The sequence below is a fragment of the Mesorhizobium sp. 128a genome (assembly GCF_053848025.1).
Window position 1 is genome coordinate 172,342 of the sequence record NZ_JBSPKY010000010.1, and the last position, 13,052, is coordinate 185,393.

Annotated in this window: 14 protein-coding genes and 2 tRNA genes; 9 read left to right on the top strand and 7 right to left on the bottom strand. The window is 63.9% G+C overall.

Annotation, left to right across the window (positions count from 1 at the left end):
- Window positions 1-55 precede the first annotated feature (55 nt).
- Window positions 56-763, bottom strand: coding sequence for a phosphoribosylglycinamide formyltransferase (purN, locus tag ACWTU9_RS18180; RefSeq protein ID WP_455859471.1), 708 nt, complete (start codon window positions 761-763; stop codon window positions 56-58).
- Window positions 760-1,839 (bottom strand): phosphoribosylformylglycinamidine cyclo-ligase, encoded by a 1,080-nt coding sequence (gene purM / locus ACWTU9_RS18185; protein ID WP_455859472.1) that lies wholly within the window; start codon window positions 1,837-1,839, stop codon window positions 760-762. The genes purN and purM overlap by 4 nt, the downstream gene beginning before the upstream one ends.
- 393 nt (window positions 1,840-2,232) lie before the next feature.
- On the opposite strand from purM, the gene ACWTU9_RS18190 reads away from it, so the two are divergent.
- The 3 genes from ACWTU9_RS18190 to hdaA are packed head-to-tail and all read left to right on the top strand — an operon-like array spanning window position 2,233 to window position 4,662.
- Window positions 2,233-2,790, top strand: a complete 558-nt coding sequence (locus ACWTU9_RS18190) for a CDP-alcohol phosphatidyltransferase family protein (RefSeq protein ID WP_455859525.1) — start codon at window positions 2,233-2,235, stop codon at window positions 2,788-2,790.
- A complete protein-coding gene (locus tag ACWTU9_RS18195) occupies window positions 2,762-3,955 on the top strand; it encodes an AI-2E family transporter (protein WP_455859473.1) in 1,194 nt (397 codons plus the stop codon). Before ACWTU9_RS18190 ends, ACWTU9_RS18195 begins: the two co-directional genes overlap by 29 nt.
- 2 nt (window positions 3,956-3,957) lie before the next feature.
- Window positions 3,958-4,662, top strand: a complete 705-nt coding sequence (gene hdaA, locus ACWTU9_RS18200; RefSeq protein ID WP_455859474.1) for a DnaA regulatory inactivator HdaA — start codon at window positions 3,958-3,960, stop codon at window positions 4,660-4,662.
- A 216-nt stretch (window positions 4,663-4,878) separates the two neighbouring features.
- On the opposite strand, the gene ACWTU9_RS18205 is transcribed toward hdaA, so the two are convergent.
- The 3 genes from ACWTU9_RS18205 to ACWTU9_RS18215 form a co-directional block, all read right to left on the bottom strand.
- A complete protein-coding gene (locus ACWTU9_RS18205; protein ID WP_455859475.1) occupies window positions 4,879-5,370 on the bottom strand; it encodes a hypothetical protein in 492 nt (163 codons plus the stop codon).
- Between the two features lie 53 nt (window positions 5,371-5,423).
- Window positions 5,424-5,500: transfer RNA gene (locus ACWTU9_RS18210), tRNA-Pro, on the bottom strand.
- Window positions 5,501-5,550: 50 nt separating this feature from the next.
- The gene (locus tag ACWTU9_RS18215; protein ID WP_455859476.1) at window positions 5,551-6,735 is read right to left on the bottom strand and encodes a flavin-containing monooxygenase; all 1,185 of its coding nucleotides are present in this window, start codon (window positions 6,733-6,735) and stop codon (window positions 5,551-5,553) included.
- 173 nt (window positions 6,736-6,908) lie between these two features.
- Here ACWTU9_RS18215 and ACWTU9_RS18220 point away from each other — a divergent pair, with 173 nt between their 5' ends.
- The 6 genes from ACWTU9_RS18220 (at window position 6,909) to ACWTU9_RS18245 (ending at window position 11,380) form a co-directional block, all read left to right on the top strand.
- Entirely contained in the window at window positions 6,909-7,214 is a 306-nt protein-coding gene (locus ACWTU9_RS18220) for an ETC complex I subunit (protein WP_023670294.1), read from the top strand.
- A gap of 64 nt (window positions 7,215-7,278) precedes the next feature.
- A tRNA-Arg gene (locus ACWTU9_RS18225) sits at window positions 7,279-7,355 on the top strand.
- A 376-nt stretch (window positions 7,356-7,731) separates the two neighbouring features.
- A complete protein-coding gene (locus tag ACWTU9_RS18230; protein WP_454577788.1) occupies window positions 7,732-8,091 on the top strand; it encodes an ArsR/SmtB family transcription factor in 360 nt (119 codons plus the stop codon).
- Window positions 8,092-8,370: 279 nt separating this feature from the next.
- Window positions 8,371-9,810, top strand: coding sequence for an FAD-binding oxidoreductase (locus ACWTU9_RS18235; protein WP_455859477.1), 1,440 nt, complete (start codon window positions 8,371-8,373; stop codon window positions 9,808-9,810).
- A 327-nt stretch (window positions 9,811-10,137) separates the two neighbouring features.
- A complete protein-coding gene (locus ACWTU9_RS18240; RefSeq protein ID WP_455859478.1) occupies window positions 10,138-10,479 on the top strand; it encodes an antibiotic biosynthesis monooxygenase family protein in 342 nt (113 codons plus the stop codon).
- Between the two features lie 10 nt (window positions 10,480-10,489).
- On the top strand, window positions 10,490-11,380 hold the full coding sequence (locus ACWTU9_RS18245; RefSeq protein WP_455859479.1) for an alpha/beta fold hydrolase: 891 nt from the start codon (window positions 10,490-10,492) through the stop codon (window positions 11,378-11,380).
- A 12-nt stretch (window positions 11,381-11,392) separates the two neighbouring features.
- On the opposite strand, the gene ACWTU9_RS18250 is transcribed toward ACWTU9_RS18245, so the two are convergent.
- Together ACWTU9_RS18250 and ACWTU9_RS18255 are read right to left on the bottom strand one after the other, a co-directional pair.
- Window positions 11,393-12,199, bottom strand: a complete 807-nt coding sequence (locus ACWTU9_RS18250; protein ID WP_455859480.1) for an ABC transporter permease — start codon at window positions 12,197-12,199, stop codon at window positions 11,393-11,395.
- Between the two features lie 4 nt (window positions 12,200-12,203).
- Window positions 12,204-13,037 (bottom strand): ABC transporter permease, encoded by an 834-nt coding sequence (locus ACWTU9_RS18255; protein WP_455859481.1) that lies wholly within the window; start codon window positions 13,035-13,037, stop codon window positions 12,204-12,206.
- Window positions 13,038-13,052: the final 15 nt, after the last annotated feature.

Genomic DNA, 13,052 nt, shown 5'->3' on the forward strand with positions numbered 1-13,052 from the left:
CATAATTAGACCGGAGTGACTGAAAATGCAATCAAATTGTGATTGCAGAAAGGGCCTAAGGCGTGATCCGCGCCAGATGCTCGAGGTCGCGCTCCTCGCGCAGCGGGTCGGGCGCCATCACCACCGAAGTTCCGTTGTCGGCGTCGTCGGCGAAGTGCGCCAAAACCGTGCGGCCGCCTTCCATGCGCGCCTTGCCGTCGGCCACCAGCCCGAGCGCCAGTGCATAGAGCCGGTGCTCGGCCTTCAGCACACGGGCGGCAAGTGTGTCCTCGTTGTCGCCGACCATCACCGGCACCGCGGCTTGTGCGATGATCGGGCCGTCATCCATCTCGGGCGTGACGAAATGCACCGTGCAGCCATGGATGCGCATGCCGGCGCGCAAGGCGCGCGCGTGTGTGTCCAGCCCTTTGAAAGCCGGCAGCAGGGCAGGGTGGATGTTGAGCATGCGCCCCTGCCATTTCTCGACCAGGCCGCGCGAAAGGATGCGCAGATAGCCGGCCAGCGCCACGATCTCGGCATTGAACGCAATCAGCGCGGCGTCGATAGCCGTATCATGCGCTTCCTTGCTGGCATGGTCGGCGCGCACGATGACCTTGGTCGGGATGCCCCGCGCGGCTGCGATGCCGAGACCGGCGGCGTTCGCCCTGTCGGAAATGACGCCGACGATCTCGGCCGGATAGGCCGGATCGCTGGCGGCGGCGATCAGCGCCGTCATGTTGGAGCCGCGTCCCGAGATCAAGACAACCGTGCGTTTCCTGCTCATAGGCCGATCGAGCCCCGATAGATGACGCCGGCGTCGCGGCGCGGCACGATGCGGCCGATTGGCGTCACCGTCTCGCCGGCCTCCTGCAGCACGGCGGCGACCTGCGCGGCCTGGCCGGAGGCGACGACGAGGATCATGCCGACGCCGCAGTTGAAGGTGCGCATCATCTCTTCCGGCGCCACGCCACCGGTTTTCGCCAGCCAGGAAAAGACCGGCGGCACATCGATGGCATTGAGGTCGAGCTCGGCGGAAAAGTCCTTTGGCAGGACGCGCGGGATGTTTTCGGGAAAGCCGCCGCCGGTGATGTGGGCCAGCGCCTTGATGCCATGCGTGTTGCGGATCGCCTTGAGGATCGACTTCACGTAAATGCGCGTCGGCTCAAGCAGCGCCTCGGCCAGCGTCGCCTCGTCGTTGAACGGCGCCGGATCGCTCCAGGCAAGCCCACTGACGCCGACGATGCGGCGAACCAGCGAAAAACCGTTGGAATGCAGGCCCGACGAGGCAAGGCCCAGCAGCACGTCGCCCTCGACAATATCGTCGGTCGGCAGCAACTGACCGCGTTCAGCCGCGCCTACGGCAAAGCCGGCAAGGTCGTAATCGTTGCCATGATACATGCCGGGCATTTCGGCCGTCTCGCCGCCAATCAGCGCGCAGCCGGCCTGCCGGCAGCCCGTTGCGATGCCGCCGACGATCGCCGCCCCCTGCTCGGGGTCGAGCTTGCCGGTGGCGAAATAGTCGAGGAAGAACAGCGGCTCCGCCCCTTGCACGACGATGTCGTTGACGCACATGGCGACGAGGTCGATGCCGATCGTGTCATGCTTGCCGGCATCGATGGCGATCTTCAGCTTGGTGCCGACGCCGTCATTGGCGGCAACCAGCACCGGATCTGTGAAACCGGCGGCCTTGAGGTCGAACAGGCCGCCAAAGCCGCCGATCTCGCCATCGGCGCCCGGCCGGCGCGTCGCGCGCACCAGCGGCTTGATCTTTTCGACCATGAGGTTGCCGGCATCGATGTCGACGCCCGCCTCGGCATAGGTGAGCCCGTTCTTGCGCTTGGCCCGGTCGCCCTTGCTCATCGTCGGCGCATCCCTGTTTCCGTTGCGGGCTCTTCGCATGAATGGTTTCGGGGGGCAAGGATGACCGCGCCTGCCACGCCGTTTGGCTCGACAAAAGCGTGGATATTCTTGGGTTGCACCCTCACGGCGCGCCCTTGCCGTCCTCCGTCGCATTTGGCCGAAGATCGTTCAGAATATCGGCGCTAGCCGGGCGGCGGCAGTCACGACCGTCTTTGGTTCCGACTGCGCGCTGCTGACGTCCGGCTCAAACAGACCCAAACAGGCTCAAACAGACTGGGCGTCCTGTTTTCTGCCTTCGTCGCCGTGGATAGCCAAGCCCTTCGCCGCTGGTCCTTGCGTCCGCACCTCGTCTCCATCATCTATCAGCGGAACAAGACATGGCGGGACATGCCTTTGACCATCCCCAATTTGATCACCATCATGCGCTTTGTTCTGGTCCCGGCCGTGGTGCTGGCGATGCTGAACATGCGCTGGGACTGGGCGTTTGCCGGCTTTCTCGTTGCCGGCATTTCCGATGGCGTCGACGGCTTTATCGCCCGCCGCTTCAACCAGCATTCGAAACTCGGCGCCTATCTCGATCCGATGGCAGACAAGGTGCTGCTGGTCTCGGTGTTCGTGGTCATGGGCTTTATCGGCGAGCTGCCGCTGTGGCTGGTGGTCACCATGGTGTCGCGCGATGCTCTGATCATCTGCGCCGTGCTTTTGTCCACGGTTATGGCACACCCGGTCGAGATGAGGCCGCTCTATGTGTCCAAGGCCAACACCGCCGCCCAGATCGTGTTGGCGGCCGTGGTGCTGGGCGAACTTGCCCTTGGCCTTCACCTCGACCCGCTCAGGCCCGCGCTCATATTGCTGTCCGGGGTCTTGACCGTGGCTTCGGCCGCAGCCTATCTCGTGGCTTGGCTGAGGCATATGAGCGGCTATGGCGAAGGCTCCACCCCGGGTAGTTGATAACAGTGCCGCGACTGCAGCGGTAGCAGATGCGGCTGCGTCGGCAGCGTTTCGCCGCCAGATTTTCTTCTGGCTGGGTACGGCCGTATTCCTGGCGCTGTTCCTCTACATCTTCTCCAGCATCCTGCTGCCGTTTGTCGCCGGCATGGTGCTTGCCTATTTCCTCGATCCGGTCGCCGACCGGCTGCAGCGCCTCGGCCTGTCCCGGCTGATGGCGACGGTGGTCATCCTCATTGCCTTCATCATCCTGCTGGTGCTGGCCTTCGTCATCCTGATTCCGGTGCTGGCCACGCAGATGGCTGATTTCGCCAGCAAGCTGCCGGAATATCTGACCCGGCTGCAGTCGCTGATCACCAGCTTCGACCCGAAATGGCTGGAGCAGAAATTCGGCGTCAACGCCAATGGCCTGCGCGACGGCTTGAATTCGCTGCTCACCTCGGGCTTCGGCCTGCTGAGCACCGTTTTCACCTCGATCTGGAGTTCCGGCGTGGCGCTGGTCTCGGTGGTCAGTCTGTTCGTGGTCACCCCGGTCGTTGCCTTCTACATGCTGCTCGACTGGGACCGCATGGTGGCGGTCGTCGACAGCTGGGTGCCGCGCGATTATGTCGGCACGGTCAGGGCGATCTTCAGGGACATCAACACCGCGACCGCCGGCTTCGTGCGCGGCCAGGGCACGCTGTGCCTGGTGCTCGGCGCCATGTACGCCACCGGCCTGACGCTGACCGGGTTGAATTTCGCCATCCTCATCGGCCTGTTCGCCGGGCTGATCTCCTTCATTCCCTATGTCGGCTCGCTGACCGGCCTGGTGCTGGCCGTCGGCGTTGCTTTCGTCCAATTCTGGCCGGACTGGACCATGATCGTCGCCGTCGCAGTGGTGTTCTTCATCGGCCAGTTCATCGAGGGCAACATCCTGCAGCCAAGGCTGGTCGGAAAAAGCGTCGGCCTGCATCCGGTGTGGTTGATGTTCGCGCTGTTTGCCTTCGGCGCCCTGTTCGGCTTCGTCGGCCTGCTGATTGCTGTGCCGGCCTCGGCCGCGGTTGCCGTGCTGGTGCGCTTTGCCATCGCCAGGTATCTGGAATCGCCGCTCTACAAGGGACACTCCACCGAGCCCGTCCCGCCGCTCCCCGCCGATCGCGGCGGGGGCCACCGCTCGCCGCGCGGCTGAACGTGGCTGATCCAAAGAGCGAACCGCCGCGCCAGCTGCCGCTCGACCTTGGCCACGGCACCGGCTATTCGCGCGACGAGCTGGTGGTGTCGGCCACCAACCGCGAGGCGGCGGCCTTGGTCGACCGCTGGCCGGACTGGCCCTCGCCGGTGATCGTACTGGCCGGCCCGGCCGGTTCCGGCAAGACACATCTGGGCTCGATCTGGCAGGCGCGAGCCAACGCCATGGCGGTGGATGCCCAGCGCATCGGCAATGTCATCACCGGGCTTGGCGGCAGGCCGGTGCTGATCGACGATGTCGACAGTACAGCGATCGACGAGGCGGGCCTGTTCCACCTCATCAATGAAGTGCGCGGCGCCGGGTCCACCTTGCTGTTGACGGCGCGGCGCTTCCCCGCGGCGTGGGGGGTAACGCTGCCCGATCTCGCCTCGCGGCTGAAGGCGGCGGCAACCGTCGAGATCCATGAGCCGGACGACCTGCTTCTGGCCGGCGTCATCACCAAACTGTTCGCCGACCGCCAGGTCGAGGTCGAGCAGCATGTCGTGCAATATCTCGTGCGCCGCATCGAGCGCTCACTGGCCACCGCCATGCGTGTGGTCGAACGGCTCGACCGCACCGCGCTCGAGCGCAAGACGCCGATCACAAGGGCGCTCGCCGCCGAGATCGTCAGTGCCATGGACGAGGGGCAGGGCGAGTTCGAGATTTAAGGCTGTAGAGGGAGAAGACTCCGCGCCTGTCCCATTTCGGGAAAACATATGCTGGCATCCATCTTGCAAAACTGCGTCTGCCGGCTGACCCCGGTCCTGATCACGTTCCTGATCGGGTTGTAGGCTCGCCGGGAGTGATGATTGGGGTTCTCGCCCGGCGAGCTTGCCTTCAGGCAGAATGATCGCCAGAATGTTCAGCAGAAGGGCGCGCTCCCTTTACGCCCACAACGGGGCCAGATACCGCACCAGCAGGTAGACCGCCGTATGCGCCGCCACGTAGGACGCGGCGACGACGACAAAGAACGCCAGGCTGGCGGGCCACGACCGGGGTGGGCCCTGCCTCTTGCTCGGCCGGTTGTTCCAGATCCACAGCGCAGCACAAATAATGGCCCAGACGACCACGAACGGGATCGCGATGCCGAGATAAGCGAAGTAGGCAGGGCCTATCAGCGACAGCCATGCCTCGAGACCAAGCATCCGCACCCCCTTTTTGCCGTAGTCTAGACCGGCAACGGTGATGGAAGCGAGGAGATTATCCGTCAGGCGAGCATCCGCGTTAGATATGGGCCGTCGACGTGAACCCGTGGCGCCCCGACGTGGCTTGCAGGCGCACTGCGACACCAGATCGCCGGCTGTCATCAGGCCGGTGGCAATCGCGATAACCAGGCATGCCAGAAAGACGATGATTCCGAGCCGGAAGCGGGACAACGCCTGGCGGATGCCAGGGCCGCGCAGGGACGGACTTTACGGGGGGAGAAAAATGGTCGGAGTGGAGAGATTCGAACTCCCGACCCTCTGGTCCCAAACCAGATGCGCTACCAGGCTGCGCTACACTCCGAGGCCCTGCGGCTATAAGGTTCCAGGCCCTGCGGCGCAACCCCTAAAACGTCAAACCGGACCTGGCGGTCTGCGCTCCCCCGCAATCCTGGCAGCGATCGCCTTGGCCTGGATGCGGGCATTGGCGAAGCAGCCGCGGATGCTCGGCCGCATTCCGGTGAACCACAGGCCCGGCAGCTTTGGATCGTGGTCGGCGCCGTTGAACAGCGGCACGCCCATTTCGTCGAGCACGCCGAGCTTGCCCAATATGGTCTCGAGCCCGGTGCGGTAGCCGGTCGCCGCGATGACGATATCGGGCTGGATCGTCACGCCATTGTCGAAAATGACAGTGTCGCGGGTGAATTCCCGCACGGTCGGCAGCACGATGATGCGGCCGTCCTTGATGGCGTCGACCGCGCCGTCATCGGTGGCGATGGCCGTATAATCCGACGCCAGCCGGCTTGCCCCGCCCGAAGGCGTCGGTGGCAGGCCGAAGGCGGCGAGGTCACCGAAGACCAGCCGCTGCGTCGCTGCCATAACCGCATCTGCAAGCTTGAAAGGCAGCCGCGCCAGCATCGGCGAAAAGCGGTGGACGGCGATCTGGCGGATGCGCTTGGGCAGCAGCGCCGGGCCGTTTCGTGCAGACAGCCAGATCTGCGCCGTATCCACCCGCGCCAGATGGTTGAGCACGTCGAAACCGGAATTGCCGGCGCCGACGACCAGCACTTTCCTGCCGGCATAGTCTCCGGCTTCGCCGAACTCTGCCGAATGGATAATGCGCCCGGCAAAGGCCTCCATTCCCTTCCAGGACGGAATGAAGGGCTGCCGGTCGCGCCCGGTGGCGATGACGACATGGCGCGCCCATCGCGGTCCGGCGCCGGTCCGCACAAGCCAGTGGTCGTCGTCGAAGGCGATCTCATCGACCGAGACCCCGAACTCGACCGGCAGCCGGTGCATGGCGCGGAACTCGTTGAGATGGCGGATGACGGCGCTTCGGTGCGGAAAGGCAGGGGTGCCGGCAGGAAAGGAGACGCCCGGGAGTGTCGAGAGATCGCGATGCGTGTTGAGGTGAAGCTGTGCATGGCGCCGGTGCCATGGCTCGGCCAGCCGGGCTTCCTTTTCCAGCACCATCACTTGTACGCCGGCCTTGAGCAGCGCGTGGGCTGCGGTCAGCCCGGCACCGCCGGCGCCGATGACGATCACGCCGTCGAAAATCGCTTGCTGGCCGGCTTTCGCGTACAAAATCCCTGCGTCCATGTCTCTATGTCTCGCCATAATGACCATGACTTTTGATGCCACGCCAGTGTATCAGGCCCATGCCGCTTCCGAAGCGGCGCGGTTGCAGGCCGCTTCGGCCTTGCCGTCGGCAGTGTTGCACAGTATTGACTGAAATAAGGCGGCGCTACCGCCAACGCAGCCACGAGGTGCCTATGTCCGCGCGTATTTTCAGCCCCGCCAAAACCGCGATGCAGTCCGGCAAGGCCAAGACCGGCCATTGGGTGCTGGAATTCGATCCCGCCCAGCGCAAAAAGATCGATCCGCTGATGGGCTACACCACATCTGGCGACATGCTGAGCCAGATCCGGCTCACCTTCGACACCAGGGAAGAGGCGGTGGCCTATGCCGAAAAGCAGGGGCTGGCCTTCCGCGTCGAGGAGCCGAAGGAGACCAAGCGCCGGCAGATTTCCTACGCGGAAAATTTCCGCTATGACCGCAGGATACCCTGGACGCATTGACCGGCGGACAGTGTCGTCGCAAAGACATCAGCCGGCCAAGAGATCAATGGCTTGGCCGGCCAGCGGTCCCGTAGCTCAGCTGGATAGAGCACCGGCCTTCTAAGCCGATGGTCACAGGTTCGAATCCTGTCGGGATCGCCAATAATTCAACGGCTTAGCTCAGGCGCCGCTCCAAAAAATCCAACATTTCACCCTTGTTTCCGCGGATGGCGAAGTGGGCGGCAGCATCATCCCTGGGTGCTGCCTGAGAAGCAGGTCGCCGGCAGTAACGTTATGGTCTTGTAGAAAGAACGCGACGCTGGTAGGCTTTGGTCCGATGTTGGATAGGACTTTAGTCTGGCTATTTGGCTGGATTTTTGTTTTGTGCCAGCTGGGACTTGGCGCGGGTTTTTCGCCGTTTATGTCGCCTCGGTTGAGTGGGCGTGACGCGACGAGATCATCGCAACGGTTCATACACACAGGTCTGCTGGCGCCATGGCCCCATGTCGCCTGATGAGCGCGAAAGTATGTGGAATCGATGATTTCGAAAAAACTTGCCGCCAATGCCGAAACTGCCGCCGCCTTTCTCAACTTGATGGGAAATGAGAAGCGGCTTTTGATCATGAACCATCTGGCCGGTGGCGAACTCTCGGTCGGTATCCTTGCCGAGAGAGTTTTGCTCAGCCAATCGGCCCTGTCGCAGCATCTTGCCAAGCTTCGCGCCTTCGGCCTTGTCGACACCCGTCGCGAACGTCAGATGGTCTACTATTCCTGCTCGTCCGGTGCAGCGCGCGAACTGCTTGCCATGCTGGATGGCTTCCTGGCGACCGAAAGACCGCTCACGGGGCCGGGCCCGCATTACGTCGCCGAAAGGCTGCGCCGGGCGCGAGCAGCCTGAGGGCAGGCATCGCCTGAATTGGTTGACCCCTAGGGTGGGGCTTCATAGCCGCTAACGCGCGAAGCGATATGGGCGCCATCCCGGCGCCGATCGCTAGTATTTTCGACGATTTTTGCGGCTCTCCGGCGTTGGGTCGTCCATGCCGGCCGGACCACACCTCGTTGGGCGCCAACATGGGCGCTGCGCGATCCGTGCCAAACTTGCGCGACTTCTAATATGGGAGCACAGTTCGAAGCGTTGAGGGAGAACGGCTCACAAGCAAAACATCGGGAGGAAACCATGAATAGCATGAGCCTCACCACGCTTGAACGCGGCAAGACGACCGTCGACGCTGCGGTCCTTGAAGCGCTTTCGACAAAATTGCGTGGCACACTGCTTCAGGCAGGCGACGCCGCCTACGACGAAGCACGCACCGTCTGGAATGCCACGGTCGACCGGCGCCCCGGTCTCATTGTGTGTTGCGTCGGCGCCTCGGACGTCATCAGTGCCGTGAATTTCGCCCGGGAAAACAGGCTTCTCGTCTCCGTGCGCGGCGGCGGCCACAACATTGCTGGCAGTGCCGTCTGCGATGGCGGCCTGATGATCGATCTGTCGGCGATGAAGTCGGTGCGGGTCGACGTCGCGGCGCGGCGGGCATGGGTCGGGCCCGGCGCCACGCTCGTCGATGTCGACCGGGAAACACAGGCTTTTGGCCTGGTGGTGCCGACGGGTATCAACTCGACCACCGGCATATCAGGCTTGACGCTGGGTGGCGGCTTTGGCTGGATCACCCGCAAGTTCGGCCTGACCGTCGACAATCTTGTTTCAGCCGATGTGGTCACGGCCGATGGCAAGTTGCTGCGCGCCAGCCAGAAGGACAATCCTGACCTGTTCTGGGCGCTGCGCGGCGGCGGCGGCAATTTCGGCATCGTCACGGCGTTCGAGTTCCAACTCTACGAGATGGGTCCGCAGGTTCTGTCGGGGCTCGTCGTCCATCCCTTCGCCGATGCCGAAAAGGTGCTGCAGGACTATCGCAAGGCGCTCGAAACCGCGTCCGACGAACTGACCTGCTGGGTGGTCATGCGGCAGGGACCGCCGCTGCCGTTCCTGCCGACCGAATGGCATGGCAAAGAGGTGCTGGTTTTGGCCATGTGCTATTGCGGCGACATCCAGGCGGGCGAAAAGGCGACGCAGAAGCTTCGCGCCATCGGCAAGCCGATTGCCGATGTTGTCGGTCCCAACCCGTTCACCGGCTGGCAGCAGGCCTTCGACCCGCTGCTGGCGCCGGGCGCCCGCAACTATTGGAAGAGCCACGACCTGACCGAGCTTTCCGACAGCGCGATAGGCGTCACCACTGCGGCGATTACGAGGCTTCCAGGCCCCGAATGCGAAATTTTCTTTGGCCATGTCGGTGGTGCGGCAGGCCGCGTCAAAGCAGATGCAACGGCGTTTCCGCAGCGCAGCTCGCATTTCGTCATGAACGTCCACGCCCGCTGGCGCGAACCGGCAATGGACAAGGCCTGCATCGATTGGGCTCGTGGTATCTACGAGGCGACCAAGCCCTATGCCGCCGGCACGGCTTACGTGAACTTCATGCCGGAGGACGAGGTCGACCGGGTCGAAGCGGCCTATGGCGGCAACTATCGCCGGCTTCTGGAAATCAAGCAGCGCTACGACCCGCTGAACCTGTTCCGCATGAACCAGAATCTGCGGCCGAAAGAAAGCCAGCGCGCCGCTTGAGGCGGCAGCGCATGATACCGAACCGGAGATCCGTGCGTGTGAATATCGGAATCGATTTTTTGCGGCATTGACCTTCGGTTCGGAGCTGGATGACACCGGCATCGGATAGTCCATTCGCACCATCAGGGCGTGGCTTCTGGTTGTCGCCTATGATTGGCATATACGGCGACCATCCTTCGCGCCAACTGCTTGCCATGCTGGATTTCTTCCTGGCGACCGCGACACCTGGTCAACTTGGCTGACCGCCGCTTGCAGGCTCGAGACGGGATCCGGTTGCCGTCAGCCCGGATGTTCGGAACGCGGCTCGCGCTCAGGTGTTTATGGGAGATGACACCGAAAACGCCTACCATCGCCCGCATCTGGCGCGGCAGGACCTTGCCGGACAAGGCCGACGCCTATGAGCGCTACAATTACGAGGCCGGCATCCAGCCGCTGATCGAGAAAGCGCTTGGCGTGCAGACCTTTCGCGAGAACACGCCGACGCATTCGGAGTTCGTTACCATCTCCTATTGGGAGAGCGTCGAGGCGATGGCGGCCTTCACTGGCGGAGATCCCAAAAGCATCCACCATCTCGACCTCGACAAGGAGTTCCTGATCGAGTTGCCGAAGGGCGTCCAGGTGGTTCGCACCCGCTCCAGTCATGGCGTGATCGGACAGCGGCAGGATTGAAGGACGCCTGATGTTTGCAGGCTTTGACGCCAGAACCGTAGAGGTGGAGGAGACATCGATCTTCGTCAGGGTCGGTGGAGACGGTCCGCCTCTGTTGCTTCTGCACGGCTTTCCCGAAACGCATGTGATGTGGCGCGACATCGCTGTGGCTCTGGCACCGAACTTCAGCGTGGTTGCGGCCGATCTCAGGGGTTACGGCCAAAGCGGCTGTCCAGCCTCCGTTGCCGATCACGCCGCCTATTCCAAGCGGGCGATGGCGCGTGACATGGTGGCGGTCATGCGTGCGCTCGGCTTCGATCGCTTCATGGTTGCCGGCCATGACCGCGGCGGCCGCGTTGCTTACCGGCTGGCGCTCGACCATCCCGAGACCGTGTCGAAACTCGCCGTGCTCGACATCATCCCGACGGCCGCCGCGTGGGATCGCGCCGATGCCAGGCTGGCGCTCGCCTTCTGGCCGTGGAGCCTGCTTGCCCAGCCCGAACCGCTGCCGGAGTGCCTGCTGGCTGCGGCACCCGATGCCGTCGTCGATAACGCGATCGCCGGCTGGGGTTCGGCTCCGGATGCTTTCCCCGCTGAAGTCCGAAAGGCCTATATCGAGGCATTACGCGATCCCGCCCATCTCCACGCCATCTGTGAGGAATATCGCGCCGCCGCTGGCATCGACCGCGAACATGACGCGGCGGATCAGGCAATGCGCCGGCGCGTCGAATGCCCACTGCTTGCGCTCTGGAGCGGCGAGGGCGGGTTGCAGAACTGGTATGCGGACGAGGGCGGTCCGCTGGCGATCTGGCGGCAATGGGCCGACAGCGTCGAAGGCGGGCCGGTCAAGGGCGGGCATTTCTTCCCGGAGGAACATCCGGCGGAGATGGCGGCGGCGCTCTCGAAATTCTTTGTGGCGTAAGGCCGCTCCGCACTAGTGCCCGCCGCGCACCTTGACCACCACGCTCCTCACCGCCAGCACCAGCACGGTGATGACGATCAGGATCACCGAAAGGGCGGCGATCGCCGGGTCGATATTGTCGCGCAGGCCCATCCACATCAGGCGGGGCAGCGTGATCGCGTTGACCGAGGTGATGAACAGCGTCACGCCGATTTCTTCCCACGAGAGCACAAAGGAGAGCAGCGCCGCGGTGACGATGCCGAACTTGATGTTGGGCATGATGATGCGCGTCGCGCGCTCCCACACGCTGGCGCCGAGGCCGCGCGCGGCAAGGTCGATGCGGCGGTCGAGCTGGCTGAGCGAGACCAGGATCAGCACCGTGGCGAAGGGCACTGTCATCACCGAATGCGCCATCGCGACACCGAGCCACGTGTCGTAGCCGAAAAACGAGCTCATGCCCGAGATCGAGGTGAGCAGGAAGTAGAGCGTGATCGCCGAGACGACAGGTGGCACCACCATCGGCAACAGCACGAAGCCGACGAGGGCTGCCGTAAAGCGCGGCTGGAACATCCACACACCAAGGCTGAAACAGAGCGCCAGCACGGTGGAGATGGCGCTGCTGACGATGCCGATGCGGGTCGAGAGCAGGATGGCGTCGAGCCAGCGCGGGTCCTCGATCAGCGAGCGGTAGTGGCGCAACGACAATTCCCCCGTCGGCATCGCCAGCATGCGACTCGGCGTCAGCGACACCGGAATGACCGCGAGCAGCGGCAGCAGCAGGAACAGCGCGACCAGCACGGCGATGGCCAGCGAGACGGGGCCGGGGCGATAGGTTGGCATCGCGCTACACCAGCTGTTTCGGTTTGACGTAGCGGAACAAGAGCGCCATCAGCGCGCCGACGAACAGCACCAGCACGACGCTGATCGCCGCGCCCAGCCCCCAGTCGGGGCTCTGGAAGATCCTGAGATAGATCAGCTCGGCGATCATCACGCTGCGGCCACCGCCGAGGATCGCCGGCGTGACGAAGAAGCCGAGCGAGAAGACGAAGACGATCAGCGCCGAGCCGATGATGCCGGAGCGCGTCATCGGCACGAACACCGACCAGAAGGTGCGCATGCGGCTGGACCCCAGCCCCCGCGCGGCAAGCAGCACGCGGTCGTCGAGGCTGCGCATCGAAGACGCCAGCGGGAAGACGGCGAACGGAATGAGGAAATGCGTCATGCCGACGATGACGCCGAACTCGTTGCGAACCAGCGCCAGTGGCTCGGAGATGAAGCCGATCGATTGCAGCCAGGTGTTGATCAGGCCGCGATTGGAGAGCAGCGCCACCCAGCCGAAGGCGCGCGTCAGCACCGAGATCCAGAACGGCACCAGGATGCAGAATTCGGCGACAATGCGTTGCGCCGGACTGCCGCGCACCCACACCACCGTTATGGCGTAGGCCGCCGCCACCGAAACCGCGGTGACGATCAGCGCGATGCGCAGGGTGCGGATGAACACCGATTGCACCAGCGCGTCGGTGGCGAGCGCGCCATACTGGCCGAGCCCGGGCGTGGGGAGCGTAAAGCTCCACTTGACCACGCCAAGGAACGGCCAGGCATAGGCGAGCACGAGAAACAGGAGCAGCGGCGCCATCAACAGCGCCGCGCCCATCCTGTCGGAGAGGGTGCCTCTCATGTCGGGTCGAAAATC

Bases quoted from the DNA above. Each gene is read 5' to 3' on its own strand.
- purM (WP_455859472.1), bottom strand. From the start codon at position 1,839: ATGAGCAAGGGCGACCGGGCCAAGCGCAAGAACGGGCTCACCTATGCC.
- ACWTU9_RS18235 (WP_455859477.1), top strand. From the start codon at position 8,371: ATGAATAGCATGAGCCTCACCACGCTTGAACGCGGCAAGACGACCGTC.
- ACWTU9_RS18250 (WP_455859480.1), bottom strand. From the start codon at position 12,199: ATGCCAACCTATCGCCCCGGCCCCGTCTCGCTGGCCATCGCCGTGCTG.
- ACWTU9_RS18230 (WP_454577788.1), top strand. From the start codon at position 7,732: ATGATTTCGAAAAAACTTGCCGCCAATGCCGAAACTGCCGCCGCCTTT.
- ACWTU9_RS18245 (WP_455859479.1), top strand. From the start codon at position 10,490: ATGTTTGCAGGCTTTGACGCCAGAACCGTAGAGGTGGAGGAGACATCG.
- ACWTU9_RS18195 (WP_455859473.1), top strand. From the start codon at position 2,762: ATGGCGAAGGCTCCACCCCGGGTAGTTGATAACAGTGCCGCGACTGCA.
- ACWTU9_RS18215 (WP_455859476.1), bottom strand. From the start codon at position 6,735: ATGGACGCAGGGATTTTGTACGCGAAAGCCGGCCAGCAAGCGATTTTC.
- ACWTU9_RS18255 (WP_455859481.1), bottom strand. From the start codon at position 13,037: ATGAGAGGCACCCTCTCCGACAGGATGGGCGCGGCGCTGTTGATGGCG.
- ACWTU9_RS18240 (WP_455859478.1), top strand. From the start codon at position 10,138: ATGACACCGAAAACGCCTACCATCGCCCGCATCTGGCGCGGCAGGACC.
- ACWTU9_RS18220 (WP_023670294.1), top strand. From the start codon at position 6,909: ATGTCCGCGCGTATTTTCAGCCCCGCCAAAACCGCGATGCAGTCCGGC.
- purN (WP_455859471.1), bottom strand. From the start codon at position 763: ATGAGCAGGAAACGCACGGTTGTCTTGATCTCGGGACGCGGCTCCAAC.